A 25891-nucleotide genomic window follows, 5' to 3' on the forward strand; every position below is an offset into this window, starting at 1 on the left:
GGTCCCGCGGGCAGTGCGCGCCCGGGATCAGGGGCCGTTCGACGGGCCGATCACCGCGAACGGAGTTATCCACAGGCAACCCACGGCACCAGTTCTGGCCAGTAATCTCGCGCACATGGAGCAGAGGCATCTCGGCCGCACAGGCCTGCGCGTGTCCCGGATCGGACTCGGCACCCTCACCTGGGGCCGGGACACCGACGAGCACGACGCCGCGGACATGCTGAAGGCGTTCTGGGAGGCCGGCGGGAACCTCGTCGACACCGCGGACGTGTACGGCGACGGAGAAGCGGAGTACCTGCTCGGACAGCTCATGGAGGGCCTGGTGCCGCGCCGGGATCTGGTCATCTCCACCAAGGCGGGCAGCGTCCCCGACCCCGACCGCCGTTTCGACGGCTCGCGCGGCCATCTGCTCGCCGCCCTCGACGCCTCCCTGGCCCGCCTCGGCACGGACCACGTCGACGTGTGGCACATCCACGCCTTCGACCCCGACACCCCGCTGGAGGAGACGCTCCAGGCCCTGGACCTGGCCGTGAGCAGCGGGCGCGCACGCTACGCCGGGGTCTCCAACTTCTGCGGCTGGCAGCTGGCCAAGGCGGCCACCTGGCAGCTCGCCGCGCCGGGCACCCGTACCCGGCTGGCCAGCACGCAGCTGGAGTACTCCCTGCTGCAGCGCGGCGTGGAGCGGGAGGTGCTGCCCGCCGCGCTCGACCTGGGCGTCGGCCTGCTGCCCTCCTCGCCGCTGGGCCGCGGGGTGCTGACCGGCAAGTACCGGCACAGCACTCCCGCGGACTCGCGCGGCGCCTCCGAGCACCTCGCGCCGTTCGTCGAGCCGTATCTGGACGACACGGCGACCCACATCGTCGACGCCGTGACGACGGCGGCGGACGGACTCGCGGTCACCCCGCTCCAGGTGGCCCTCGCCTGGGTCCGGGACCGGCCCGGCGTGACCGCCCCGATCATCGGCGCGCGCAACGCGCAGCAGCTCACGGCGGCTTTGTCAGTGGAGGCCCTTAGTCTTCCTGACGAGATCTGCCGGGCGCTGGACGATGTGTCGGCGCCCGTGCACCGCTATCCCGATCACGACTGGAGCACGCTGTGAGCACGGAGCCGGAGACCACGGAGGAAGCCGGGCCGCAGACCCCGCACGCCCCGGAGGCCCTGGAGACCCAGGGGCAGGAGACGGCACCCGAGGACAGCCGTGCGGCCGGGGGCGGGGCGGCGGAGCGTGCCGGGCACGCCGGCGACACCGGACCCGCCGACAGCGCTCAGGATCCTGATGGAGCCGAGGGCGAAGGCCCGTCGCACGGCACCCGAGACGCCGACAGCGCCCAAGGCGCCGGAGGAGTCCAAGGCACCGGAGAAGTCCAAGGCGAAAGCCCCGCCCAGGACGCCGAAGGTTCCGGCAGTGCCCGGGACGCGGAAGAAGCCCCGGACGAAAGCCCCGCCCCCGGCGCCCGGGCCGCCGACGGCGCTCAGAGCCCTCAAGGAGCCGAGGGCGAAGGCTCGTCGCAGGTGTCCGGGGCTGCGGCCGAGCTGGCCGCGCAGCGGATCGAGCGGGAGCGGATCGAGCGGCGCAAGGCCGAGAAGCAGGTGCCGATCGAGAGCGGGACCAAGCTGAGCGGCAAGGCGGCCGACCTGCTGGCCGCGGTCCGGGCGGTGGAGAGCGGCCAGAAGCCGACCGCCGAGGTCTTCGGCGAGCCCGAGCCCGCCCCGCGCCGCCCCGCCGTCCCCGAGCCGGTACGCCGGCCGCAGCCCGTCCCGGCCGCAGCCGCGCCCGGCGCCCCCGCCGCGGAGGCCGTGGAGGCCGTGCGCCGGGTGCTGGGCGAGGGCGGTGCACCCGAGGCCCTGGCGCCTCAGGTGGCCGCGGCCCTCGGCGAGGGCGCCGACGCCGCGCTGCGCGAGGACCCCTGGCAGCTGCTGCGTATCACCGGCGTACGGCCGGAGCAGGCCGACGGCTTCGCGCGGGCGCTGCTCGGCGCGGCGTGCGGCCCGGACGACGAGCGGCGCGGCCGCGCGGTGACCGGCTGGCTGCTGGAACAGGCGGCGCTCGCCGGGCACACCGCGCTGGAGCTGCCGACGCTCACCGAGGCGCTGGCCCAGCGGGGCGTGCCGGATCCGGACGCGGCCGTGCAGAGCACGCTGGCGGAGGGCGATGCGCTGGCCTTCCAGGACGCGCTGGAGGAGCCGGGTGGACCGGCGCCCCGGGACAGCGGCGGCGAGGAGGACGGGGACGAGGAGCGGCCGGTCCGCGTCCTGGTCGGCCTGGAGCGGTACGCGCTCGCCGAGGAGAGCCTCGCCGACGGCCTGGCCCGCCTGGTCAACTCCGTGTCCAAGGAGCCCGCCGAGCCGTGGGAGACGGCCGCGGCGGGGGTGTCCGGCGGAGCCGCCGAGCCGGCTCGCGCGATCGCGCGGCACGGCCTGGTGCTGCACACCGGCGGCGAGGCGGCCCGCGCCGAACCGGCCGCGCTGCTCGGCGCCGCCCGTGCCGCGGGCCTGCGCGCGTTCGCCGTCTGCCACACCCCCGACGGGCGCCACCGGCTCACCGCACTGCTGGGCGAGCAGGCCGAAGAGGGGGCCGTGGCCACGGTCGCCGGCCTGCTCTCCGGCGCCGAGGGCCCCGGCCGGGACCCGGACGGTGCCCTGGACCTCGATCTGCTGATCGTGCTGGACGCGCCCCAACTCGACGTGGAGACCGCCGCAATGGTGGTGGAGTCGCTGCCCGACGGGGCACGGCTGGTCCTGAGCGGCGACCCGGCGGTGCTGTGGTCGGCCGGCCCCGGGCGGGTCTTCGCCGACCTGCTCGCCGCCCGCGCCTGCCCGCAGACCGCCTCCCGTGTCCCCGACCCGGGCCCGCTCGGCGAGCTGGTCTCGGGCATCGGCATCGGTGAGCTGAGCCAGGTGGAGGCGCCCGGCAAGGAGATCGTCATCGTGCCGGTACGGGACGCGCGCGAGGCGGTGCACCGGACCGTGCAGCTGGTCGCGGACTCGGTGCCGCGGGCGATCGGGGTGCCGCCCGAGCAGACCGTGGTGATCACCCCGGGACACGGCGGTGCCGCGGGCACCCGCGCGCTGAACACCGCCCTGAAGGAACGCCTCAACCCGGGCCCCGGCCGCTTCGGCGGCTTCGATCCCGGTGACCGGATCGCCTACGCCCCCGCGCCGGGCCGTACGGTGCCGGGCCGGGTGGTGAACGCCGACGGCGACGGGCTGCACCTGGAGTGCGCGGGCGCCCCCGTCGTCGTACCGCGGGAGCGGGTGGAGCAGTGCGTACGGCACGGCTGGGCGCTGACCGCGCACCAGGCGCTGGGCAGCCGGTGGCCGGCCGCGGTGGTGGTGCTTCCCGGCGACGCCGCACCGACGCTCAGCAGACCGTGGGTGTACACGGCGTTCGGGCGCGCCGAGCGCCACCTCTCCGTGGTGCACGGCGTGGAACAGGCGCTCCCGAAGGCGGTGGCCGAGGTGCAGGCCAAGCCCCGTACGACGCGGCTGCAGACGCTGCTGCGCACTCAGGTCCCGGCCACGGACTGACTCTTCCGTCCCGGTGGATTCCCGCCGGATCTCCGGCGGATCTCCGGCGGTGCCGTGCCGGCCTCGGCCTCACGGCACCGCCGCGTCCTCACCGCTCCGCGTCCAGCGGCTCCAGGTCCCCGTCGCCGTCGCCGTCGAACTCGAGATCGTCGTCCTCGTCTGTTTCGTCGGCGTCGTCGGCGTCATCGGAGGTGTCCTCGTCGAACACCGCGCTGACGTCGAACCGGCAGACCACCAGCTGCGGGTCGGCCTGCTCGAACGGGGCCTCCAGCCACTCACCGGGGTCGGCCGGCTCGTCCGCGGCGGTCACCCAGAGCGTGGAGTCGCCCTCCTCCAGGCCGAACTCCTTGTGCCGGGAGGCGATCTCGTCCGGTTCGAACTCGCCGAAGAGGATGCCCAGCGCGCCATGGACCGTGCCCGCGGCCTCCTCGCCCGCACCCGCGCCGTCCTCGTACTCCACCGCCTCGACCCGCTGGGCCTGGGCCAGCAGCCGCTGGGGTTCCGCCACGGCGTAGTCGCGGCGGATCAGCACGCTGATCGCGTTGGGCTCCTCGGGGCCCGCGTAGGGCGGAAGCGAGTCGTCCGTACCGGGAATCTCGAAGGGAGTGACCTCGTCGTAGCGGTCGTAGAGCAGCTCGTCATACACCTCGGCGGCCGCGGCCAGCTGGTTGAAGGCCTCATAGACGGCCGGGTCGTCCTCCCCCGACCTGCGTTCGACCGCGGCCAGATGGCGATCGAGCGCGGTCTTGATCGCCTCGGCGGCGGCGCGTACCTCGGCAGCGGTGGGCTGCACAGCATCAGACATAGTGCAGACGCTATCCGTACCGGGCACCAGCCCGCACAATAGATGCGATGCCGGAATACGAATTTGTCGACGTGTACGTACCTCGCGGGGTGTCCCGCAAGGAGGCCACACGTCTGCTGACGGACCATGCCGAGTACGGACACTGGGAGTTGGACCGACTGAGCCTGCTGCGCGACGGCAGCCGCAGGGTGCGGTTGCGCCGACGGATCATCCGCCAGGTGCGGGCCACATGGTGAGGCAGGACACATGAACGGAGCGGGCCCCGCCGCCTTGGCAGGGGCCCGCTCCGTTTCCTGTGATCCGTCGCGCTAGGCCGAGGCCCGGGCCTTGCGGTACAGCACCGCGCCCGCGAGCAGCGTGCCCGCCCCCGCCGGCAGCGTGAGGCCCAGCGGCAGGTCACTGCCGGTGTGAGCGAGCTGGGCGCCGGTCAGCGGCTGGCCGGAGGGGCCGCCCGGCTGCTTGACCTGGGACGAGCCGGAGGGCGTGTGGCCCCCGCCGGTGGGCGGAGTACCCGGGTGGCCCGGCGTTCCGGGCTTGCCAGGCGTACCCGGGTGACCTGGCGTTCCGGGCTTGCCCGGCGTTCCCGGGTGACCGGGGTGGCCCGGCTGACCCGGGTGACCAGGCTGACCCGGGTGACCGGGGTGGCCCGGATGACCGGGATGCCCCGGCTCGCCCGGGTGTCCGGGGTGCCCGGGCGGGTTCCCGTGCCCGCCTCCCGGCGGCTGGGCGTGGTGACCGCCGCCGTTGGCGCAGTCGTTGCCCTTGACCGCGTTGCCGATGCCGATCACGTTGACGCTGTTGCCGCACACGTTGACCGGAACGTCGATCGGCGCCTGGACGGTGTTGCCGGAGCCGACCCCGGGCGAGCCGCTCGTGCGGCCGCCCGCGTGCGAACCGCCGGAGCCGCCGCTGCCCGTGTGACCCCCCGGGCTCTTCCCGTCGTCATTGGCGCACGTGTTGCCCACCGACGGGTTGAGGATCCCGACGACGTTCACGGTGTTGCCGCAGACGTTCACCGGCACGTGCACCGGCGCCTGCACCGTGTTGCCGGACAGTACGCCGGGCGAACCGGCCGCGAAGCCAGCCGCGCCCGAGGCGGCCTGGGCGTAGCCGCTCGCGGCGGCGATCACACCGGTGGCCGCCGCCACCGTCATCAGGCCCTTGCGGGTGCCCTGTCGCATTTCTGGATTTCCCCTGCCTTCGGTTCTCTGTGCGTTCCACGGAAAGGAGTTCCGTGGAAAAAGACCGGTCGGCCTCGGAGCGCATGGCGCGCGCTCCTGGGCCGACGGTTCGAAAAGGACGCCCCCCTCAGGGAGTCGACGTCACTTGTTGACGCAGGAGTTGCCGAAGGCGGGGTTCAGGAGCCCGATCACGCTGACCGTGTTACCACAGACGTTCACCGGGACGTGCACGGGCACCTGGATGACGTTGCCGGAGACGACGCCCGGGGAGTGCAGGGCGGCACCCTGGGCACCGGCGTCGGCGGCGGCCATGCCCGCGCCGGCGAGAACCAGACCACCGGTGGCAACCGCGGCAGCGACGATCTTCTTGATCATTATTCCTCCTTGTAGACAATGCGATCTCGCGTTGCAGATCGCATTACCTGTAACGAGGAGGAAGTAATGGAGCTACGAGCTTATGGTCGCATTCACTCTTCTCAGTAGATCTCGTACGGGCGCCCGAATACCTGGGCCCAGAACGTCACGACGCGTCGATGAACCGGTCGAGGACCCGCACACCGAACTTCAGCCCGTCCACCGGCACCCGCTCGTCCACGCCGTGGAACATGCCGGCGAAGTCCAGCTCCGGCGGGAGCTTGAGCGGTGCGAAGCCGAAGCCACGGATGCCGAGGTCGTCGAAGGACTTGGCGTCGGTGCCGCCGGACAGCATGTAGGGGATCGCCTTGGCGGTCGGGTCCTCGGCGAGCAGCGAGGACTGCATGGCCTCGACGAGCGCTCCGTCGAAGCCGGTCTCCAGTGCCTTGTCGGAGTGCACGTCCGTGCGCCGGACGTTCGGTCCGAGCAGTCGGTCGAGGTCGCTCAGGAACTCTTCCTCATGACCGGGCAGGAACCGTCCGTCGATGTGCGCGGTGGCCTCGCCCGGGATGACGTTGACCTTGTAGCCGGCGTTCAGCTGGGTGGGGTTGGCGGTGTTGCTCAGGGTCGCGCCGATGAGCTTGGCGATGCCGCCGAGCCGGGCGAGGGTCGACTCCATGTCCTCCGGGTCCAGCTCGGTGCCGAGCGCGTCGCCCAGTTCGTCGAGGAAGGCGCGGGTGGTCTTGGTGACCCGTACCGGGAACCGGTGCCTGCCGACCCGGGCCACGGCCTCGGACAGCTCGGTGATCGCGTTGTCCCGGTGGATCATCGACCCGTGCCCGGCGGTGCCGGCCACGGTCAGCTTCATCCAGTGCATGCCCTTCTCGGCCGTCTGGATCAGGTAGAGCCGCCGCTGCTCGTTCACCGTGAACGAGAACCCGCCCACCTCGCTGATCGCCTCGGTGACGCCCTCGAACAGGTCGGGGTGGCGGTCGACCAGGTGCCGGGCGCCGTAGGTGCCGCCCGCCTCCTCGTCGGCGAGGAAGGCGACGACGATGTCCCGCGGCGGCCGCCGTCCGCTGCGCAGCCGGTCCCGCACGACCGCGAGGGTCATGGCGTCCATGTCCTTCATGTCGACGGCCCCGCGGCCCCAGACGCACCCGTCGGCGACCTCGCCGGAGAACGGGTGGTGGGTCCAGTCGTCCGCGTTGGCCGGTACGACGTCCAGGTGGCCGTGGATGAGCAGAGCGGGCCGCGACGGGTCCTCGCCCTCGATCCGGGCCACGGTGGAGGCGCGCCCCGGGTGCGACTCGAAGATCTTCGGCTCCAGCCCGACCTCGGCGAGCTTCTCCGCGACGTACTCGGCGGCCTTGCGCTCACCCGGGCCGGAGTGGTCGCCGTAGTTGCTGGTGTCGAACCTGATCAGCTCGCGGCAGAGGTCCACGACCTCGTCCTCGCCGGTGACGCCCCTGGCGGTGTCCGTCTCGCTCACGCTGCTTCCTCCCGCTGTCGCTGCTGGTGGTCGCCCTCATCCTCCCTCCGTCCGGGGGCCGGGCCCAAGGCCGGTCCCGGCCCGTCACACGCCGTTCACGCGGACCGGGCCACGGGGACGGGGTGTGATCAGCCACCCCCGAAAGCCTGGTAATGTTTCCTTCGTCGCCGCGGGGGAAACCCCGCACGACAGACACCTTGTCCGGGTGGCGGAATGGCAGACGCGCTAGCTTGAGGTGCTAGTGCCCTTTATCGGGCGTGGGGGTTCAAGTCCCCCCTCGGACACCACTGAAGGCCCCTGTTCATCAGGGGCCTTCTGCTGTGAGGCCATGCGTTTCCTGCACGGCGCGTCCTCGCCGAAGCCGCTGCGCCACGACACCTGGAAGATCACCCCCGGACAGGGACCCGCCCCTGCTCGACGAGGGACCACGCCGGAGCTGTCGGCAGGCAGCAGGCAGCAGGCAGGGACAACCGCACTAATTGCCCTGAGTGTGCGCTCCCTTGCGGTGCGTGTGGGGCATCTCTCGTCCTTCCCGCAAAACAGCAGGTCAGCATCGTTGGACCGACCCTCCGGGAGTAGCCCGGACGGCCCTCCCGAGTGGCTGGACGAAGAGGCGGCGCCTAGCGTCGTACTAAAATATCCGGCTTGTTACCGAGCTGGAGCCGGACAACCCCAGGCAGACCTGCGGGCCCGCCAGCGCCCCGGAGGCTTCCGGGATCGAGACGCGAGGACCGATGGCAGCCATAGACGAGAGCAGTGCTCTCGGCCTGCTCGACGAAGAGATCCGCACGCAGTTCGGCGACAGGGCACGTCTCTCCGCGGGGCCCGCCGCCTCGCCGCGCACGCTGGTCGACATCTTCGACGCGTCCGTGCGGTCGTATCCGGACGAGCTCGCCCTGGACGACGGTACCCGCCGCCTCACCTACCGTGCGCTCGCCGTGGAAGTGGAGCGGTTGCGGCGACGGCTGGCCGGCCAGGGGGTCGGGCTCGGGGACCGGGTCGGTGTGCGGGTTCCCTCCGGGACCAATGAGCTGTACGTCGCGATCCTCGCCGTGCTCGCCGCCGGTGCCGCCTATGTGCCCGTCGACGCCGAGGACCCGGACGAGCGGGCCGAGCTGGTGTTCGGGGAGGCGGCGGTGCGGGCCGTGATCGGGGCAGGGCACACCATCACCGCCCAGCCCGTTTCCGGCTCCCCCACGGACCAGGACGGTTCCGGTTCTTCCACGGACCAGGGCGGTTCCGGCGCTCCCATGGGCCAGGGCGGTCCCGGTACTCCCACGGAGCGGGGCGGTTCCGGCTCCCCCGCCGCGCGCCCCGGTGCCGGGCACGACGCCTGGATCATCTTCACCTCCGGGTCCACCGGAAAGCCCAAGGGCGTCGCCGTCACGCACCGCAGTGCCGCCGCGTTCGTGGACGCGGAGGCGGCCCTCTTCCTCGCCGAGGAGCCGATCGGGCCCGGCGACCGGGTCATGGCCGGGCTGTCCGTCGCCTTCGACGCGTCCTGCGAGGAGATGTGGCTGGCCTGGCGCTACGGCGCCTGTCTGGTGCCGGTCCCCCGGTCGCAGGTCAGGAGCGGTGCCGATCTCGGTCCCTGGCTGGTCGAGCAGGAGATCACCGTCGTGTCGACCGTGCCGACGCTGGCCGCGCTGTGGGAGCCCGAGACCCTCAACGACGTACGGCTGCTGATCTTCGGCGGCGAGGCCTGCCCGCCCGAGCTGGCGCAGCGGCTGGTCACGGAGGGGCGCGAGGTATGGAACACCTACGGGCCGACCGAGGCGACCGTCGTGGCCTGCGCGGCGCTGCTGACCGGTGAGGAGCCGGTACGGATCGGCCTGCCGCTGAACGGGTGGGAGCTGGCCGTCGTCGACGAGGCCGGTGAGCCCGTGCCCATGGGCGGCACCGGGCAGCTCGTCATCGGCGGGGTCGGGCTCGCGCGGTACCTCGACGCCGAGAAGGACGCGGAGAAGTACGCGCCGCTTCAGGCGCTGGGCTGGGAGCGGGCCTATCGCAGCGGTGACCTGGTCAAGGCCGAGCCCGAAGGGCTGATCTTCCTGGGGCGGGCCGACGAGCAGATCAAGCTCGGCGGGCGGCGGATCGAACTCGGCGAGGTGGATGCCGCGCTGCAGGCGCTGCCCGGTGTGGCGGGGGCCGCCGCCGCCGTGCGCACCGCCCGCAGCGGCAATCAGCTCCTCGTCGGTTATGTGGTCACCCAGGACGGCTGGGATCACGCTGCCGCCGTCGAGAAGCTGCGCGCCGCGCTGCCCGCCGCGCTCGTGCCGCTGCTCGCGCCCGTCTCCGAACTGCCGACCCGCACGTCCGGGAAGGTGGACCGCAACGCGCTGCCCTGGCCGCTGGAGGGTGTCCAGGCCCCCAAGGCCGATCTCTACGGCACCGAGGCCTGGCTCGCCGAGCAGTGGGCGGAGGTGCTGGGCACCGCGGTGACCGGTGCCGGCGACGACTTCTTCGCGATCGGCGGCAGCAGTCTGGCAGCCGCCCAGCTCACCACCCGGCTGCGCACCCGTTACCCGAGCGCCGCCGTCCTCGACATCTACCAGCAGCCCACCCTGCGCAAGCTGGCCCGCCGGCTGGAGGCCTCGGCGCAGGACGACGGCGCCCGGCGGACGGTCGCCCCGGTCCCGCTGCGGGCCCAGGCCGTCCAGCTCCTTGTGCTCGTCCCGCTGGTGACGCTGCTCGGGCTGCGCTGGACGCTGCTCCTGGCCGCCGTCGGGAACCTGCTGCCCTCCTACTCCTGGCTGCCGACCGCCCCGTGGTGGCTGCTGGCGGCCGGCGCCCTGCTGTTCTTCAGCCCGCCCGGCCGGATCGCACTCGCGGCGGGCGGGGCGCGGCTGCTGCTGCGGGGCCTCGAGCCCGGGCGGTATCCGCGCGGCGGAAGCGTGCATCTGCGGCTGTGGACCGCCGAGCGGCTGGCCGAGTTCAGCGGGGCCACCTCGCTGACCGGATCGTGGCTGGAGCGGTACGCGCGGGCGCTGGGCGCCAAGGTCGGTCCCGAGGTGGACCTGCACTCGCTGCCGCCGGTCACCGGCATGCTCCGGCTGGGACGCGGGGCCGCCGTGGAGTCCGAGGTGGACCTGTGCGGGTACTGGCTGGACGGGGACCGGCTGAAGGTCGGAGCGGTGAAGGTGGGCGCGCACGCCGTCGTCGGGACGCGCAGTGTGCTGTTCCCGGGCGCGCGGGTCGGCAAGCGGGCCGAGGTGGCGCCGGGTTCCGCGGTCACCGGGCAGGTGCCCACCGGTCAGCGGTGGGCGGGCGCGCCCGCGGTCAAGCTCGGCAAGGCCAAGCGCAACTGGCCGAAGGAGCGGCCGCAGCGGGGCACGTACTGGCGGGTGATGTACGGCGCGGCGGGGATCGCGCTCGGCGCCCTGCCGCTGCTCGCCGGGGTGGCCGCGCTGCTGGTCGCGGGGGTCTTCGTGGCGCCCGGCGCCTCGCTCGTGCAGGCCCTGCGCGGCATCGCGCTCGGGCTGGTCCCGGCCACGCTGGCCTACGGGCTGGCGTACGCGCTGCTGATCCTCATCGGCGTACGCGTGCTCAGCCTGGGTCTGCGCGAGGGCACGCATCCGACGCACAGCCGGATCGGCTGGCAGGCGTGGACCGTGACGCAGCTGATGGACCGGTCCCGTCAGACGCTGTTCCCGCTCTACGCCGGGCTGGTCACGCCGGTGTGGCTGCGGCTGCTGGGGATGCGGATCGGGCGGGGCGCCGAGGTGTCGACCGTGCTCGCGCTGCCGAGCCTGACCACGGTCGGCGACGGTGCCTTCCTGGCGGACGACACGCTGACGGCCCCGTACGAGCTGGGCGGCGGCTGGGTGCGGATCGGGCGTGCGGAGATCGGCCGGCGGGCCTTCCTCGGGAACTCCGGGATGACGGCGCCGGGGCGGAGCGTGCCGGACGGCGGCCTGGTCGGCGTGCTGTCGGCGACGCCCAAGAAGGCGAAGAAGGGCACCTCGTATCTGGGGCTGCCGCCGGTGAAGCTGCCGCGCAGCGCCTCCGGCGGGGACCAGAGCCGTACCTATGAGCCGCCCGCCCGGCTGCTGTGGGCGCGCGCTCTGGTGGAGCTGTGCAGGATCGTGCCGGTCCTGTGCTCGGCGGCGCTGGCGGTGCTGACGGTGGCTGCGCTGTGTGCGCTGGGCTCGTGGGCCTGGGCCCTCTCGGGTCCGGTGTTGCTGGTGGCGGGTGCCGCCGCGGCGGTCGTCTCCGTCGTCGCGAAGTGGTTGCTCGTGGGGCGGCACCGGGCCGGGGAGCATCCGCTGTGGAGCTCCTTCGTGTGGCGCAACGAGCTGGCGGACACCTTCGTCGAGGTGCTGGCGGTGCCGTGGCTGGCCGGAGCCGTGCCGGGAACACCGGTGATGACGGCGTGGCTGCGCGGGCTCGGTGCGCACATCGGCAGGGGCGCGTGGGTGGAGAGTTACTGGCTGCCGGAGACGGACCTGGTGACCCTGGAGGACGCTGCCACCGTCAACCGTGGCTGCGTGCTGCAGACGCACCTCTTCCACGACCGGATCTTGCGGACGGATACTGTGGTCCTCCGTGAGGGTGCCACCCTGGGCCCTGGCGGGATCGTGCTGCCCGGCAGCACGGTCGGGGCCCGTACGACCCTGGGTCCCGCGTCGCTCGTCATGGCCGCAGAGTCCGTCCCGGACGACACCCGCTGGCTCGGCAACCCGATCGAGGCATGGCGTCCCTGAGCGCGGGTCCCTCGGGTCTGGTGAGGGGTGCACCGGCACGCAGTGGTGGGACAGCGCAGGGAGCAGACACAGCAGTGGCAGTTCAGCAGTCGGTCGGCCCGGACCCGTACTTCCCGGACAACGGTGACTCCCGCTACCGGGTGCACCGCTACGAGCTCACGCTGGACTACCGCCCGGGCCCGAACCGGCTGGCCGGCACCGCCCGGATCAACGCCATCGCGGGCCGGGCGCCGCTCGGCGAGTTCCAGCTCAACCTGGCCGACTTCAAGATCGGCCGGGTGCGGGTGGACGGCCGGCAGCCGCACTACGCGCACCGGGGCGGACGGCTGCGCATCCGCCCGGCCAAGCCCATTCGGGCCGGGGCCGCCTTCACCGTCGAGGTCCACTGGTCCGGCAACCCGAAGCCGGTGGCCAGCCCTTGGGGCGGGCTGGGCTGGGAGGAGCTGGCGGACGGGGCGCTGGTGGCGAGCCAGCCGATCGGGGCGTCGTCCTGGTACCCGTGCAACGACCGGCCCGCCGACAAGGCGTCCTATCTGCTCTCGGTCACCACGCCGTCGGCGTACGCAGTGGTCTCGGGCGGGCGCCTGCTGACCCGTACGACGAAGGCCTCGACGACGACCTGGGTGTACGAGCAGTCCGCGCCCACGTCCAGCTATCTCGTCGGGATGGCGATCGGCAAGTTCCAGACGGTGCTGCTGGGCGATCCGGGGCCGGGCGGTGTGCCGCAGCACGGGCACATCCCTGCGCATCTGCTTCCCGAGTTCTCCCGGGACTTCGCGCGCCAGCCCGCGATGATGGAGCTGTTCCAGGAGCTGTTCGGGCCGTACCCGTTCGACGAGTACGCGGTCGCCGTGACGGAGGAGGAGCTCGATGTGCCGGTCGAGGCACAGGGGTTGTCGCTGTTCGGCTCCAACCATGTGGACGGCGCCCGGGGTTCGGAGCGGCTGGTGGCGCACGAGCTGGCGCACCAGTGGTTCGGCAATTGCGTGTCCATCGCCGACTGGCGGCAGATCTGGCTGAACGAGGGCTTCGCCAAGTATGCGGAGTGGCTGTGGTCCGAGCGTTCGGGCGGCCGCAGCGCCCAGCAACTGGCCGCGGTGGCGCACCGGTTGCTGTCGACGCTGCCGCAGGACCTCCGGCTGGCCGATCCGGGCCGCCGCTCGATGTTCGACGACCGGCTCTACGAGCGGGGCGGCCTGACCCTGCACGCGGTGCGGTGCGCGCTGGGCGACGACGCGTTCTTCCTCATGCTGCGCAGCTGGGTGCGGCTGCACCGGAACGGGTCGGTGACGACGGCGGTGTTCGCCGAGCACGTGGCCCGGTTCGCGGACGAGCCGCTGGACGGGCTGTTCGAGGCGTGGGTGCACGGGGCGGCGCTGCCGCCGCTGCCGACGGCCCCGGTCCGGACGTGAGGCCACCCGGGCCGACACCGCCGCCCGGCCCGACACGGCCACCCACGGCAGCCCGCTCGGCCCGGACGACGCCTTGCACGGCTGCACGCTCGGCCGTACAACGCCTTGCACGGCTGCACGCCCGGCCGGTGCGGCGTGGTGCGCACCGCACTCGGCCCGCACCACGCCACCCGCAGCAACACGCCCGGCCCGTACGACGCCGCCCGTGACGCGCCCGGCTCATGCGACCCCGTACGGCATCAGTGGCCGCGCGGCCACTGATGCCGAGGAAGAAGGGGACAGGGGACGGGCCGTCGTCGCCGTGGCGCTCCTTGATCTGCCCTGGACGATCTGCCCTGGACGATCTGCCTTGGACGATCCGTCCTGGACGATCTGCCTTGGACGATCCGTCCTGGACGATCCGTCCTAGACCACGAGGGACAGCAGCAGGACCAGGGCGCCCCCGACGACCGAGAGGATCGTCTCCATGATCGACCAGGTCTTCACGGTCTGCCCGACGCTCAGCCCGAAGTACTCCTTCACCAGCCAGAAGCCGGCGTCGTTGACGAAGCTGAAGAAGAGCGAGCCGGTGCCGATCGCCAGGACGAGCAGGGCGGTGTGGGTGGTGGACAGGTCCGCCGCGAGGGGCGCGACCAGGCCGGCCGCGGAGACCGTCGCCACCGTCGCCGAGCCGGTCGCCAGCCGGATCACCACCGCGATCAGCCAGGCCAGCAGCAGCGTCGGGATCGACCAGCTCTTGGAGATGTCCAGGATCATCTGGCCCACCCCGCAGTCGATCAGCGTCTGCTTGAAGCCGCCGCCCGCGCCGACGATCAGCAGGATGCCCGCGATGGGCATCAGGCCCTTGTCGACCGTCCGCTGGAGCCGCTCCTTGCTGAATCCTGCGGGCCGGCCCAGCGTGAAGAAGCCGACGATCACGGCGGTGAGCAGTGCGATCAGCGGGGAGCCGATGATGTCGAAGACGCGCTGGGTCCGGTCCGCCGGGTCGTCGACGACGATGTCCACGAGCGCCTTGGCCAGCATCAGCACCACCGGCAGCAGCACGGTGGCGAGCGTCGCCGCGAAGCCCGGACGGCGCTCCAGCTCCTCGGAGGGGCGCTGCGGCAGCATCCGGTCGGGCGCCGGGACGTCCACCCAGCGGGCGGCGACCTTGGAGAACAGCGGACCGCCGATGATCACGGTCGGTATGGCGACCAGGATGCCGAACGCCAGCGTCACACCGAGGTTGGCGTGCAGCGCGTCGATCGCGACCAGCGGGCCGGGGTGCGGCGGGATCAGGCCGTGCATCACGGACAGACCGGCCAGCGCCGGGATGCCGATGCGCATCAGGGAGTAGTTGCCGCGCTTGGCGACCATCAGCACGACCGGGATCAGCAGCACGATGCCGACCTCGAAGAACAGCGGCAGCCCGATCACGGACGCGATGAGCACCATCGCCCACGGCATCGCGCGCCCTCCGGCCTTGGCCAGGATCGTGTCCACGATCTGGTCCGCGCCGCCGGAGTCGGCGAGCAGCTTGCCCAGGATCGCCCCGAGCGCGATCAGGACGCCCACGCCGGCCACCGTGCTGCCGAGGCCGGTGGTGAAACTGGTGATCGCCTTGTCGAGCGGTGCTCCGGCGACCGCCCCCAGCGCCAGTGACCCGATGGTCAGCGCCAGGAAGGCATGCAGCTTGAACTTGGTGATGAGCAGGACGATCACGGCCATGCCCACCAGGACGGCGATGCCCAGCTGGGCGTGTCCGGCGGAGGTGATCGGCGGAGGCGCGTCCGCTGCCAGCATCTCGACGCTGAGTCTGGTCACGGGGGTTCCCTTGCAGGTACGGGGTCAGGGGGCGGGGTGCTGCACGGAGGTGTCGGGAAGCGCGTCCAGTGCCCTCACGGCGCGGTCGGCGATCTCCTCGGGGCTGCCGATGACGTCCACGGCGACCCCGGCCTCATCGGGCTGGAGCGGTTGCAGCGTGGCGAACTGGGAGTCCAGCAGCGCGGTCGGCATGAAGTGACCCTGCCGCTGGGACATCCGGTCCTCGATGAGCTTCCGGTCGCCCGTGAGGTGCACGAAGACGATCCCGGGTGCCTCGGCCCTGAGCCGGTCGCGGTACGACCGCTTCAGCGCCGAGCTGCTGACCACCCCGCCCAGCCCGGCCCGCCCGTGCGCCCAGTGGCCGATGGCGTCGAGCCACGGCCACCGGTCGGCGTCGTCGAGCGGGATCCCGGCCGACATCTTGGCGATGTTGGCCTCGGGGTGGAAGTCGTCGCCCTCGGCGTAGGGGACGCCCAGCCGGGCGGCGAGCAGCGGACCGATCGTGGTCTTGCCCGTCCCGGCGACGCCCATCACCACGACGACGTGGGGGGTATGCATCACTGCCTCGCTGTCTTCCTCGACATGCGACGCCGACATCTGGCGTCGGCCACACTGAAACCCATTAGGTACGACGAATTCAAGAGCCTGTGACATATAAGTCTGACTTTTTGCGTCTGTAACCCAGGCCGTACGCTGAGTGCATGAGCACACCGGGCCGAGGGCTGCACGGCCGCGTACTGGACACCCTCGGCCCAGCGATCACGGCGGGCGAGTACCCGCCGGGCAGCGTTCTGCGCACGGACGAACTCGCCCAGCACTTCGAGGTGTCACGCTCCGTGATGCGCGAGGCGGTGCGGGTGCTGGAGTCCATGCACCTGGTCGAGTCCCGCCGCCGGGTGGGCGTGACGGTCCTCCCCCGGTCCGCGTGGAACGTCTACGACCCGCAGGTCATCCGCTGGCGCCTGGCGGGCGCCGACCGCCCGCACCAGCTGCGTTCGCTGACCGTGCTGCGCTCGGCGATCGAGCCGGTGGCGGCGGGCCTGGCCGCCGAGCAGGCCACCGCCGAGCAGTGCGCCGAACTCACCGAGTGCGCGCTCGGCATGGTGGCCACCTCACGCGGCCAGCGGCTGGACGAGTACCTGATCCACGACATCGCCTTCCACCGGGTCGTCCTCACGGCCTCGGGCAACGAGATGTTCGCGCGCCTCGGCGATGTCGTCGCGGAGGTGCTGGCCGGCCGTACCCATCACGAGGTGATGTTCGCGGACCCCGACCCGGCTGCCGTCACCCTGCACGTCCGGGTCGCCGAGGCGGTCCGCTCCGGTGACGGCGCCCGCGCCGAGGAGCTGACCCGGCAGATCACCACGGGCGCCCTCCACGAACTGGACATCCTGGCGCCGTAGCCGGGCCGCCCGGCGCTAGGCGAGGAAGTCCCCGTCGACGTACACCCACGCTCCGTCCACCCGCTCGAACCGGCTGCGCTCGTGCAGCGAGCCGCCGCGGTAGGAGGCGCGGAAGGTCACGGTGCCGGTGGTGTGGAAGGCGGACCCGTCGGTGGTGTCCAGGACCTCCAGGCCCGTCCACTTCGTCCGCGCGTCCAGGTCCAGCCGTTCGGGCCGGGTCCGCGGATGCCATGTGCGCAGCAGATACCCCGCGTCCCCCGTCACGAACGCGCTGTACCGCGACCGCATGAGCGCCTCGGCGGTCGGGGCGGCGGCACCCGCGAGGTAGCGGCCGCAGCAGCGGTCGTAGGACTCGGGACGGCCGCAGGGGCAGGTGCGCGTGGTCATGCCCACATTCTGCCCGGGTCCGGGGAGGCGCCCGTCGCCGGTGCGGTGCACAGTGGAAGAGGTGACGCGTCGGTGCGTCCCGTGGCCTCGCGACGCAGTGAGGAGGGGCGGACGATGACCCGACCGGTGAGCAGCCGTCCTCCGTCCGTCAAAGAATGGCGGCTGAACCTCTACCTGTCCGAACACGACCCGGACACCACGGCCCGGATCATCCTGGACACCGGTGAAAACGTCCTGGAGAGCCACGCGGAGGCCCGCCGGAACCCGTACGACCGCGCGGTGCCGGAGATCGGCGACGAACTCGCCGCCGGGCGCGCGCTGATCACGATGGGCCGCCGGCTGCTGCGCGCGGCGGCGGGCGACATGAAGGCGGTCGGAGCGGACGAGACGGAGACTCCCGCGCCGCTGTGGCTGCCCCGGGAATGACGGAGCCGCACCGTGCTCTTCTCCGACCGACTCGAAGCGGGACGCCGGCTGGGCGTGCGCCTGGAGTATCTGCGGGGCCAGGACGTCGTGGTGCTCGGGCTGCCCCGGGGCGGGGTGCCGGTCGCCGCGGCGGTCGCCGATGCGCTCGACGCTCCCCTGGACGTCTGCCTGGTGCGCAAGCTGGGCGTGCCGGTCCAGCCTGAGCTGGGGATGGGCGCGATCGGCGAGGACGGCGTGCGGGTGATCAACCAGGAGGTGCTGCGCCACACCGGCGTGGGCCGGGCGGACCTGGACCGGGTCGAGGCACACGAGCGCGAGGTGCTCGCGGGGCGGGCCGCCCGCTACCGGCGCGAGCACGCTCCCGTCGGCATCGCGGGCCGCACGGTCGTGGTGGTCGACGACGGCGTGGCCACCGGCTCGACCGCGCGGGCGGCCTGCCGGATCGCCCGGGCCCGGGGCGCGGCACGCATCGTGCTGGCGGTCCCCGTGGCGCCCCGGGACTTCGCTCGGCGACTCGGCGGGGACGCGGACGAGCTGGTCTGCCTCGACACCCCGCTCGACTTCTTCGCGATCGGCCAGTTCTACGACGACTTCACCCAGGTCGGCGACGAGGAGGTGACGGCCTGTCTGCGGCACGCGGCCAGACAGCACGAGCGCTTCGCCACCGGCTCCGAGGACCGCACGGTGGAGCTGGTCGCCGGTGGCGTACGGCTGCGCGGGCGGCTCACCCTGCCCGCGGGCGCCAGCGGCGTCATCGCCTTCGCCCACGGCAGCGGCAGCAGCCGGCACAGCCCGCGCAACCGGTTCGTGGCCGAAGGGCTGAACCGGGCCGGCCTCGGCACCCTGCTGTTCGACCTGCTGACCGAGGCCGAGGAGCACGACCGGCGCAATGTGTTCGACATCGCGCTGCTGGCCGAGCGGCTGGCCGGTGCCACCGGCTGGCTGCGCGAGGAACCCGACGCCGAGGGGCTCGCCATCGGCTACTTCGGCGCCAGCACCGGGGCGGCCGCCGCCCTGTGGGCCGCCGCCGAACCGTCGGCACGACCCGCCGCGGTCGTCTCCCGCGGTGGCCGGCCCGACCTCGCGGGGGCGCGGCTGTCCGCGGTGACGGCGCCCACGCTGCTCATCGTGGGCGGCGCCGACTCCCAGGTGCTCGACCTCAACCGGGAGGCACAGGCCCGGCTGCACTGCGAGAGCCGGCTGGAGGTCGTCCCCGGCGCCACGCACCTGTTCGCGGAGCCCGGCACGCTGGAACGGGTGACCGAGCTGGCCCGTGACTGGTTCGCGGACCACATGGCGCCCGCGCACGTGTAGGCGGGGGTCATGCGCGAGGGGGCCGTCGTCCTGTTCCTCGCCGGTGACGTCATGCTCGGCCGGGGCGTCGACCAGATCCTCCCGCATCCCGGCGATCCCGCCCTGCGCGAGGACTATGTGCGGGACGCCCGTGACTACGTCGCCCTGGCCGAGTCGGCGCACGGACCGGTTCCACGGCCGGCCGACCGCGCCTGGCCCTGGGGCGAGGCGCTGCCGGCGCTGGAGCGGGCCGCGCCCGACGTGCGGGTGATCAATCTGGAGACCGCCGTCACCCGGGACGGCGACTTCGCGCCGGGCAAGGGCGTCCACTACCGGATGAGCCCTGACAATCTGCCCTCTCTCGTCGTGGCGCACCCCGACGTCTGCGTCCTCGCCAACAACCATGTGCTCGACTTCGGGCCGCCGGGCCTGGCGGAGACGCTGGACCGCCTGGCGGCGGCCGGGCTGCGCACCGCGGGGGCGGGCCGGGACGCGGTCGCGGCCTGGCGGCCGGCGGCCGTCCCGCTGCGGGCCGGCGGACGCGTGCTGGTCTTCTCCTTCGGCATGCCCTCCAGCGGTATCCCGCGCGGCTGGGCCGCCACCGCGGAGGAGTCCGGGGTGGCCCTGCTCACCGCGCCGACCGCACGGGCCGCGGCCGCCTTCGCCGAACGCCTGCGGCAGGCCGGCCGCCCGGACGACATCGTGGTCGCCTCCGTCCACTGGGGCTCGAACTGGGGGTACGCCGTCTCCCGTGCCGAGGTCCGCTTCGCCCATGCGCTGGTCGACGCCGGCGTGGACGTCGTCCACGGCCACTCCTCGCACCACCCGCGTCCGCTGGAGGTGTACCGGGACCGGCTCGTTCTGTACGGCTGCGGCGACCTCGTCGACGACTACGAGGGCATACGCGGCTACGAGCGCTACCGCGACGACCTGCGGCTGCTGTACCTGGCCTCGCTGGAGCCCGGCACCGGCCGGCTGACCGGCCTGCGGATGCTGCCCCTGCAGGTGCGCCGGATGCGCCTGGAGCACGCCTCGGCCGAGGACACCGCGTGGCTGTGCGACGCCCTGGACCGCTGCAGCCGTGGCCTCGGCACCCGGATCGAGCACGGGCACGACGGCACCCTCACGGTACGGCCCCTGCGCGCGGGCCCGGCACGGTGAGCCCGGCGCCTCAGGCCCGTCCGCTCTTGCGCAGGAACCGGCGCAGGCGGGTCAGCGGCCAGGCGTTGATCACATCCTCCTTGGTGAGCCAGCCGCGCTGGGCGGTGCCGACGCCGTAGCGCAGGTGGGCGAGGTGGAGGACGGAGTGGGCGTCGGTGTTCACCGCGAACTTCGCCCCGTGCCGCCGGGCCCGCAGGATGTCCTCGTCGCGCAGGTCGAGGCGGTCGGGCTGGGCGTTGACCTCCAGCGCGGTGCCGGTGCGGGCGCACGCGGCGAACACCTCGTCCCAGTCGGCGTCGACGCCCGGCCGCCTGCCGATCAGCCGGGTGGTGGGATGGCCGATGACGTTCACGTAGGGGTTCTCGCAGGCCCGCAGGAGGCGCCGGGTCATCGACCGGCGGTCCTGGTCGAAGTGCGAGTGCAGGGAGGCCACGCAGAGGTCGAAGCCGGCCAGGAACTCACCGGGCCAGTCCACCCCGCCGTCGGGACCGATGTTGAGTTCCGTGCCGTGCAGCAGCCGCATCCGGTGCCGGGTGCCGTCCAGTTCCCTCACCTGTTCGCGCTGAGCGAGGATCTTCTCGTCGGTCATGCGCTGCATGTACAGGTCGGGCGCGTGGTCGGTGACCGCGTAGTAGGCGTAGCCGCGTGCGGCGGCGGCCTCCACCATCGTCTCCAGCGGCGCGAGGCCGTCGGTGAGGTCCGTGTGGGTGTGCAGGTCGCCGCGGACGTCCCGCTCGGTCAGCACCTCGGGCAGCTCGCCGTGCAGTGCGGCCTCGATCTCCCCGCGGTCCTCCCTGAGCGCGGGCGGGATCCACGGCAGGCCGAGCCGGTCGTACACCTCCTCCTCCGTGCGAGAGGCGAGCGACTGTCCGCTCTCCGCGTCGAACAGGCCGTACTCGGAGAGCTTGAGCCCCTGGTGGACGGCGATGGTGCGGGTGCGGATGTTGTGGCCCTTGGACCCGGTGAAGTACTGCAGCCCCGCGCCCCACGACAGGGGCGGCAGCACCCGCAGGTCCACCTGGACGCCCTGGCGGGTGCGGACCGACGTCTTCTTCCCGCCGTGGGCGATCACCTCCGCGGTCGACGGCAGTGAGACGAGCGCGTCCATGAAGGGGGCCGACCGGTTCGCCGCGACGAGGACGTCGATGTCGCCGATGGTCTCCCTCATGCGCCGCAGCGATCCGGCGTACGTGCAGCGCTTGCAGCCGGTCACCGCGGACAGCTCGGCGACGATCTCCTCGGCGGCGTCGAGGGCCAGGTGGACCGGGATGCGGTCGCCCGACTGCCGCAGCAGCCGGATCCCGTGCAGGATGTTCTCCTGCGTCTTCTCGCCGAACCCCTTCAGATCGGCCAGCGCGTCCGCCTCGATGGCCGCGGCCAGCTCGTCGACCGAGGAGATGTGCAGGTCCTCGTAGAGCCGCAGGGCCTTCTTCGGGCCGAGCGTGGGGATGGTGATCAGTTCCCGCACCCCGGCGGGGATCTTCGCCCGGCGCTCCTCGACCGCCGCGATGGTGCCGGTGCGCAGGTACTCGGTCACCTTCTCGGCGATCGACCGGCCCACGTTCGGGATCTCCCTGAGGCCGTCCGCGTCGAGCTTGGTGATGTCGACCGGATGACCGCCTACGGCACGCGCGGCCTTCTCGTAGGCGCGCGCCTTGAAGGCGTCGCCTCCCGTGATCGCGACGAGGTCCGCGTACTCCCGCAGGAGCGCCTCGACCTCTTCATTGGGCCGGGCCACCCCTCAAGTCTAGGGACGCCACAACGGGTGTTCCCGTTTCGCCCACTCCCTGCTCACCGACCCCGTCCGGAGTCCCCGCCGCGCCTCCGGGTCCCCGAGGGCCATGCCGATGTGACCGGCCAGGACCACGCCGATCGTCAGGGCCAGCCAGTCGTGGACGAAGGTCGCCGAGGTGCGCCACATCAGCGGGGTGACGTGGGTGAACCACATCATCAGACCGGTGCCGAGCATGACCAGGGTGGCACCGGCGATCCAGGCCGCGTAGATCTTCTGGCCGGCGTTGAACTTGGCCGCCGGACGCGAGGAGGGGCGTTTGTCCCGGACCAGCGCGGCCCGCAGCCAGGTGCGGTCGTGCGGTCCGAAGCGGTTGAGGAAGCGCAGGTCGGCGCGGAAGGCGCGGGAGGCCAGGCCCAGCAGGACCGGGACGGGCAGGGCGAGCCCGGCGCACTCGTGGATGCGGACGACGAGGGCGCGGCGGCCGACGAGGACGGCCAGCTCCGGGATGTAGAGGCAGGCCGCGGTGACCACGCACACGCCCATCAGCGCGGCCGTCGTGCGGTGCACCCACCGTTCGGCGTGGCTGAAGCGGCGGATCCGGGAGCTCGGCGGCGCCGGGGTCTCAGCTCGTAGGGTCATCGGTCCGTCCGTTCGAGCGGCCCACCCACGCGTCGACGTCGTAGCCGAGGTGCTCCCAGTACCCGGGCCGGACGTGGTCGGTGACGGTGATGCCGGAGAGCCACTTGGCCGATTTGTAGAAGTACATGGGGGCGACGTAGAGACGGACGGGGCCGCCGTGGTTGTGGCCGATGTCCTGGTCCTGCATGCGCAGGGCGACCAGGATGTCCGGGCGGCGGGCCTGGTCGAGGGTGAGGCTCTCGGAGTAGGTGCCGTCGAAGCAGGTGAAGCGCAGGGCCTTGGCGGACGGCCGCACCCCGGCCGCGTCCAGCAGGTGGGAGAGCCGCACGCCCTCGAAGGGGGTGCCCGGGACCCGCCAGCCGGTGACACACTGCACGTCCTTGACCAGCCGGGTCTGCGGCTGGGCGCGCAGGTCGGCGAGGGTGTAGGTGCGCGGGTGGTCGACCAGGCCGTCGATGGTCAGCCGGTAGTCCTTGGGCCCCTTGTGCGGGACGGACGCGGCGACCGAGTAGTAGCGGAAGCCGCCGCCGTTGGGCAGGAGGCCGGTCAGGCCCGTCGGGTCCTTGCCTGCGAGGGCGCCGAGGATGCCGTCCAGACTGCGCTGCAGCACGGGTGCGGTGGCCACGCCGAGAGCGCCCAGGCCGAGGGTGCCGAGGAAGACACGGCGTCCAATCGGCCTGCCCTGCGCCTCGGGTCCCTCGGATGGTTCAGAGTTCACGCATTCATTCGAGCACTCCGGGCCCCGTGAGGCCAGGGAGTACGGCCTGCGGTCAGACTTCCGTAATCACTTCTCACCCAGGGCTTCTCACCCGAGGCTTCTCACCCAGGGACCGGGCAGGGGAAGCGCCGCCCTCGCGGCTACGGCTCGCGTACGGCCCCCGGACAGGGACCCGGCTATGGCTCGCGCCCACGGACCGGACCTCACCGCCGCTGCGACTTGCGCCCACGGACCGGACCTCACCGCCGCTGCGACTTGCGCCCACGGACCGGACCTCACCGCCGCTGCGACTTGCGCCCACGGACCGGACCTCACGGCCGCTGCGACTTGCGCCCACGGACCGGACCTCACGGCCGCTGCGACTTGCGCCCACGGTCCGGACCGGAGGCCGCTACGGCTCGCGTCGGGGGATGTCGGGAAGCCTCCCGCCGAGTGCGCGGTGCCGGGCCGTGCGGAAGGCCTGCCACGCGTCGCGGTGCGGGTAGGACCAGGGGGCCCTGGTGGCATGGCGGCCGATGCGCTGGAACAGGACCGCCGCCTCGGCCGGGCGGCCGGCGCAGGACATGGCGAAGGCCAGGTGGTTGAGGTCGACGTGACGGCGGGGGTGGTCGTCGTGCTCCCACTCCAGCCACCAGTCGAAGGACGCCCGCAGGAGCCGCCGGGCCCGGGGGCCCGACCAGTGCCCGCAGGCCGCCGGGTCCGCGGGGGCGAGGCCGGTGGCGGCCAGGACCCGGTAGCGCTCGGCGTACGCGACCACCGGCAGAACGGCGAGCGGGGAGTCGGCGGGGGCCTCGGCGGCGGCCTGCTCGGCGAGGTCGTACACGTCGTGGGACTCGGCCCGGCCGCCCTGGGGCCGCTCGGCGAGCCGGGCGACCAGCAGATGGTGGGCGTGGTGGTGTTCGGGGTGGCGCTCGCGCAGGTCACCGAAGGTGCGCAGCAGCTCCCGTTCCGGTCCCATGGTGCGCGCCAGCAGGAGCAGGCCGAGCAAGGGGGTGGGATCGGCCGGGGCGAGCCCGGCGGCGGCGTCGCAGGCCTCACGGGCCCGTCCGGGTTCCTCCATGCCGAGCAGGGCGCGGTGGACCAGGGCCAGGGCGAACAGGGTGGCGGCGTCGGCGGAGGCCGGCTCGGCGAACTGCCACTGCCGGGCCCCGGCGGCGGCGTACGGCTCCGCGGCGAGCACGGTGACCCGGTGGCCGCGGCGGTCCCAGTCGTCGCCGGTGTGCAGCAGCAGCGAGCGGGCGGCCCGCCAGCGGCCCTGGGCCAACGCGGCGCGGGCGGTGCGGAGTTCTGAGTCGTCGAGAGCGTCGTCGAGGGCGCGGGCCGGGTCGAGCGCGCGGGCCGGGTCGGCGCCGCGGGGTAAGGCGTCGGCGCGGGGTAAGGCGCCGGAGTCGGCCGCGGCCAAGGCGACAGCGTCGGCGTCGGCGTCGGGTAAGGCGACGGCGTCGTCCGGGGCGGTCGCGCCGGACTGGTCCGTCAGGGCGCGGCGAGCGCCGAGCAGAGGCAGGGGTGGGGGCACCGCAGGACTTCCTGATTCTCGGGCTGCCATCGACCGATCACGCACAGCAAACCCCCAGCCAAGGTTTGCGTCAAGCGGAACCCTGAGTGCTGTCGACTTCAACCACCTTTCCGGGAGCGGCACTTGAGACTCGAGCGCCCTGGTCGCCGTACTACAGGGGCAAGGTGAGGGCGGGGTCTGTGGCGTACGCCATGGCGCCGGGCGCCGGCACGGCACACCATGGCCGCACGGTCCCCCGTCGGCGGTCGCCCCTGCGTCCGGCCGGGCGGCGGGACCGGCCAACTGCCCGGTTCCGGGCTCTCTCCGGGGCAACGCGGCCCCGGGAGCGCTAGAGTCGGCCCTCACGCGTCCGTGGTCCGGCCGGATGATCGAGGTACGCAGCGTGTCCGTTCTGGTTCTCCTTCTCGCCGTGAGTGCGGCCTGTTGCGTCGGCTTCGGGTTCGTGCTCCAGCAGAACGCCGCCCAGAAGGCACCGCTCGGCGACTTCCTGTCGTTCCGGCTGCTGCTCGACCTGATGCGGGTGCCGCGCTGGCTGGGCGGCATCGCCCTGATGGTGGCCGGCATGGCGCTGGGCGCGATCGCCCTCGGCAAGGGGGAGATCTCCCTGGTCGAGCCGCTGCTCGCGACGAACCTGCTGTTCGCGCTCGCCCTCTCCCGTCACCAGACCAGACAGCCCCTGGGCCGCCAGGGCTGGACCGGCCTCGCACTGCTCGCCGGCGGCGTGAGCGCGTTCATCCTGGCGGGCCGGCCGCGCGGCGGCAGCGCGGTCTCCGACCCGGTGCGGCACTGGCTGATCATCGGCGCGATGATCGGCGCGGCCATGGTGCTCACGACGTACGGCAAGCGGTCCCGGCTGAGCTGGGGCCCGGTACTGCTGGCCACCGCCGCCGGGCTGCTGTACGGCGTGCAGGACGCGCTGACCCGGGTGAGCAGCACCCGCTTCTCCGCCGACGGCCTCACCGGGCTGCTGACCAGCTGGCAGCCGTACGGCGTGCTGGCGCTCGGCATCAGCGGCCTCGTCCTGGTGCAGAGCGCCTTCGAGACCGCCCCCCTGCGCATGTCGCTGCCCGCGCTCACCGCGGCCCAGCCGCTCGCCGGGATCCTGTGCGGGGTGGGCTTCCTCGGTGACCGGCTGCACACCGACACCGGCGCGCTGGCCTGGGAGGCGGCCGGACTCGCGGCGATCGTCACGGGCATCGTGCTGCTCGGACTGCACCCGGCGATGCCGCGCGGCACGGGGCGGACGGAGCCCGCCCTGGACCTCCAGCCGCGCTGAGCGGGCCGGCGGAGACCTGGCGGGACCTCCTGCCGCGCAGAGTGGGCAGCCGGGGACCT

21 protein-coding genes and 1 tRNA gene are annotated in these 25891 nt (G+C 73.1%); 11 read left to right on the plus strand and 11 right to left on the minus strand.

Going from position 1 to position 25891, the window contains the following annotated elements; translation table 11 throughout:
• Positions 1-115 precede the first annotated feature (115 nt).
• Both ACZ7P3_RS30960 and ACZ7P3_RS30965 read left to right on the plus strand, forming a co-directional pair.
• Complete coding sequence (locus tag ACZ7P3_RS30960; protein WP_472086667.1) at positions 116-1099, plus strand: aldo/keto reductase; 984 nt, start codon at positions 116-118, stop codon at positions 1097-1099.
• A complete protein-coding gene (locus ACZ7P3_RS30965; protein ID WP_472086668.1) occupies positions 1096-3528 on the plus strand; it encodes a helix-hairpin-helix domain-containing protein in 2433 nt (810 codons plus the stop codon). The genes ACZ7P3_RS30960 and ACZ7P3_RS30965 overlap by 4 nt, the downstream gene beginning before the upstream one ends.
• Positions 3529-3616: 88 nt before the next feature.
• Here the strand turns inward: ACZ7P3_RS30965 and ACZ7P3_RS30970 are convergent, their stop codons facing one another.
• A complete protein-coding gene (locus ACZ7P3_RS30970) occupies positions 3617-4333 on the minus strand; it encodes a hypothetical protein (RefSeq protein ID WP_472086670.1) in 717 nt (238 codons plus the stop codon).
• A gap of 47 nt (positions 4334-4380) precedes the next feature.
• Between ACZ7P3_RS30970 and ACZ7P3_RS30975 the strand changes: the two genes are divergently transcribed.
• A complete protein-coding gene (locus ACZ7P3_RS30975) occupies positions 4381-4569 on the plus strand; it encodes a DUF5703 family protein (protein WP_014671721.1) in 189 nt (62 codons plus the stop codon).
• A 72-nt stretch (positions 4570-4641) separates the two neighbouring features.
• Here the strand turns inward: ACZ7P3_RS30975 and ACZ7P3_RS30980 are convergent, their stop codons facing one another.
• The 3 genes from ACZ7P3_RS30980 to ACZ7P3_RS30990 form a co-directional block, all read right to left on the minus strand.
• A complete protein-coding gene (locus tag ACZ7P3_RS30980; RefSeq protein ID WP_472086672.1) occupies positions 4642-5514 on the minus strand; it encodes a chaplin in 873 nt (290 codons plus the stop codon).
• Between the two features lie 141 nt (positions 5515-5655).
• Positions 5656-5889: a chaplin ChpH gene (gene chpH / locus ACZ7P3_RS30985; RefSeq protein WP_472086673.1), complete on the minus strand. Its 234-nt coding sequence runs from the start codon at positions 5887-5889 to the stop codon at positions 5656-5658.
• 145 nt (positions 5890-6034) lie between these two features.
• A complete protein-coding gene (locus tag ACZ7P3_RS30990) occupies positions 6035-7360 on the minus strand; it encodes a M20/M25/M40 family metallo-hydrolase (protein ID WP_472086675.1) in 1326 nt (441 codons plus the stop codon).
• A gap of 199 nt (positions 7361-7559) precedes the next feature.
• Here ACZ7P3_RS30990 and ACZ7P3_RS30995 point away from each other — a divergent pair.
• The 3 genes from ACZ7P3_RS30995 to ACZ7P3_RS31005 all read left to right on the plus strand — a co-directional run bounded on the left by ACZ7P3_RS30995 (position 7560) and on the right by ACZ7P3_RS31005 (position 13475).
• Positions 7560-7647 (plus strand) — tRNA-Leu (locus ACZ7P3_RS30995).
• A 447-nt stretch (positions 7648-8094) separates the two neighbouring features.
• On the plus strand, positions 8095-12063 hold the full coding sequence (locus tag ACZ7P3_RS31000; protein WP_472086677.1) for a Pls/PosA family non-ribosomal peptide synthetase: 3969 nt from the start codon (positions 8095-8097) through the stop codon (positions 12061-12063).
• Between the two features lie 74 nt (positions 12064-12137).
• A complete protein-coding gene (locus ACZ7P3_RS31005) occupies positions 12138-13475 on the plus strand; it encodes a M1 family metallopeptidase (RefSeq protein ID WP_472086678.1) in 1338 nt (445 codons plus the stop codon).
• Between the two features lie 405 nt (positions 13476-13880).
• Here ACZ7P3_RS31005 and ACZ7P3_RS31010 read toward each other — a convergent pair whose 3' ends face one another.
• The gene (locus tag ACZ7P3_RS31010; RefSeq protein ID WP_472086679.1) at positions 13881-15278 is read right to left on the minus strand and encodes a GntT/GntP/DsdX family permease; all 1398 of its coding nucleotides are present in this window, start codon (positions 15276-15278) and stop codon (positions 13881-13883) included.
• A 24-nt stretch (positions 15279-15302) separates the two neighbouring features.
• Entirely contained in the window at positions 15303-15836 is a 534-nt protein-coding gene (locus ACZ7P3_RS31015; protein ID WP_472086681.1) for a gluconokinase, read from the minus strand.
• 143 nt (positions 15837-15979) lie between these two features.
• On the opposite strand from ACZ7P3_RS31015, the gene ACZ7P3_RS31020 reads away from it, so the two are divergent.
• Positions 15980-16681, plus strand: coding sequence for a FadR/GntR family transcriptional regulator (locus tag ACZ7P3_RS31020; RefSeq protein ID WP_472086683.1), 702 nt, complete (start codon positions 15980-15982; stop codon positions 16679-16681).
• A 15-nt stretch (positions 16682-16696) separates the two neighbouring features.
• Here ACZ7P3_RS31020 and ACZ7P3_RS31025 read toward each other — a convergent pair whose 3' ends face one another.
• Complete coding sequence (locus ACZ7P3_RS31025) at positions 16697-17068, minus strand: YchJ family protein (RefSeq protein WP_472086684.1); 372 nt, start codon at positions 17066-17068, stop codon at positions 16697-16699.
• Between the two features lie 114 nt (positions 17069-17182).
• On the opposite strand from ACZ7P3_RS31025, the gene ACZ7P3_RS31030 reads away from it, so the two are divergent.
• Genes ACZ7P3_RS31030 through ACZ7P3_RS31040 form a run of 3 tightly spaced genes read left to right on the plus strand, consistent with a single transcriptional unit; the run spans position 17183 to position 19948 of the window.
• Positions 17183-17494 carry a dsRBD fold-containing protein gene (locus tag ACZ7P3_RS31030; protein WP_472086686.1) on the plus strand — a complete coding sequence of 104 codons (312 nt, stop codon included), beginning with the start codon at positions 17183-17185 and terminating at the stop codon, positions 17492-17494.
• Positions 17495-17506: 12 nt separating this feature from the next.
• On the plus strand, positions 17507-18808 hold the full coding sequence (locus tag ACZ7P3_RS31035; RefSeq protein ID WP_472086687.1) for a phosphoribosyltransferase family protein: 1302 nt from the start codon (positions 17507-17509) through the stop codon (positions 18806-18808).
• Positions 18809-18817: 9 nt separating this feature from the next.
• Complete coding sequence (locus tag ACZ7P3_RS31040) at positions 18818-19948, plus strand: CapA family protein (RefSeq protein ID WP_472086688.1); 1131 nt, start codon at positions 18818-18820, stop codon at positions 19946-19948.
• Positions 19949-19958: 10 nt separating this feature from the next.
• Here the strand turns inward: ACZ7P3_RS31040 and polX are convergent, their stop codons facing one another.
• The 4 genes from polX to ACZ7P3_RS31060 all read right to left on the minus strand — a co-directional run bounded on the left by polX (position 19959) and on the right by ACZ7P3_RS31060 (position 24442).
• The gene (gene polX, locus ACZ7P3_RS31045) at positions 19959-21686 is read right to left on the minus strand and encodes a DNA polymerase/3'-5' exonuclease PolX (RefSeq protein ID WP_472086689.1); all 1728 of its coding nucleotides are present in this window, start codon (positions 21684-21686) and stop codon (positions 19959-19961) included.
• 9 nt (positions 21687-21695) lie between these two features.
• Positions 21696-22322, minus strand: coding sequence for a cytochrome b/b6 domain-containing protein (locus tag ACZ7P3_RS31050; RefSeq protein WP_472086690.1), 627 nt, complete (start codon positions 22320-22322; stop codon positions 21696-21698).
• The gene (locus ACZ7P3_RS31055; RefSeq protein WP_472086691.1) at positions 22306-23040 is read right to left on the minus strand and encodes a molybdopterin-dependent oxidoreductase; all 735 of its coding nucleotides are present in this window, start codon (positions 23038-23040) and stop codon (positions 22306-22308) included. Before ACZ7P3_RS31055 ends, ACZ7P3_RS31050 begins: the two co-directional genes overlap by 17 nt.
• Positions 23041-23431: 391 nt before the next feature.
• Positions 23432-24442 carry a hypothetical protein gene (locus tag ACZ7P3_RS31060; RefSeq protein WP_472086866.1) on the minus strand — a complete coding sequence of 337 codons (1011 nt, stop codon included), beginning with the start codon at positions 24440-24442 and terminating at the stop codon, positions 23432-23434.
• Between the two features lie 478 nt (positions 24443-24920).
• On the opposite strand from ACZ7P3_RS31060, the gene ACZ7P3_RS31065 reads away from it, so the two are divergent.
• Positions 24921-25832, plus strand: a complete 912-nt coding sequence (locus ACZ7P3_RS31065) for a DMT family transporter (protein ID WP_472086693.1) — start codon at positions 24921-24923, stop codon at positions 25830-25832.
• Positions 25833-25891: the final 59 nt, after the last annotated feature.

The sequence above is a fragment of the Streptomyces sp. NPDC107581 genome, from assembly GCF_055657175.1.

Excerpts from the sequence above, each read along its gene's own strand:
- ACZ7P3_RS30960 (WP_472086667.1), top strand. The coding sequence starts at position 116 with ATGGAGCAGAGGCATCTCGGCCGCACAGGCCTGCGCGTGTCCCGGATC.
- ACZ7P3_RS30970 (WP_472086670.1), bottom strand. The coding sequence starts at position 4,333 with ATGTCTGATGCTGTGCAGCCCACCGCTGCCGAGGTACGCGCCGCCGCC.
- ACZ7P3_RS30975 (WP_014671721.1), top strand. The coding sequence starts at position 4,381 with ATGCCGGAATACGAATTTGTCGACGTGTACGTACCTCGCGGGGTGTCC.
- ACZ7P3_RS30980 (WP_472086672.1), bottom strand. The coding sequence starts at position 5,514 with ATGCGACAGGGCACCCGCAAGGGCCTGATGACGGTGGCGGCGGCCACC.
- chpH (WP_472086673.1), bottom strand. The coding sequence starts at position 5,889 with ATGATCAAGAAGATCGTCGCTGCCGCGGTTGCCACCGGTGGTCTGGTT.
- ACZ7P3_RS31000 (WP_472086677.1), top strand. The coding sequence starts at position 8,095 with ATGGCAGCCATAGACGAGAGCAGTGCTCTCGGCCTGCTCGACGAAGAG.
- ACZ7P3_RS31015 (WP_472086681.1), bottom strand. The coding sequence starts at position 15,836 with ATGCATACCCCCCACGTCGTCGTGGTGATGGGCGTCGCCGGGACGGGC.
- ACZ7P3_RS31020 (WP_472086683.1), top strand. The coding sequence starts at position 15,980 with ATGAGCACACCGGGCCGAGGGCTGCACGGCCGCGTACTGGACACCCTC.
- ACZ7P3_RS31025 (WP_472086684.1), bottom strand. The coding sequence starts at position 17,068 with ATGACCACGCGCACCTGCCCCTGCGGCCGTCCCGAGTCCTACGACCGC.
- ACZ7P3_RS31030 (WP_472086686.1), top strand. The coding sequence starts at position 17,183 with ATGACCCGACCGGTGAGCAGCCGTCCTCCGTCCGTCAAAGAATGGCGG.
- ACZ7P3_RS31040 (WP_472086688.1), top strand. The coding sequence starts at position 18,818 with ATGCGCGAGGGGGCCGTCGTCCTGTTCCTCGCCGGTGACGTCATGCTC.
- ACZ7P3_RS31050 (WP_472086690.1), bottom strand. The coding sequence starts at position 22,322 with ATGACCCTACGAGCTGAGACCCCGGCGCCGCCGAGCTCCCGGATCCGC.
- ACZ7P3_RS31065 (WP_472086693.1), top strand. The coding sequence starts at position 24,921 with ATGATCGAGGTACGCAGCGTGTCCGTTCTGGTTCTCCTTCTCGCCGTG.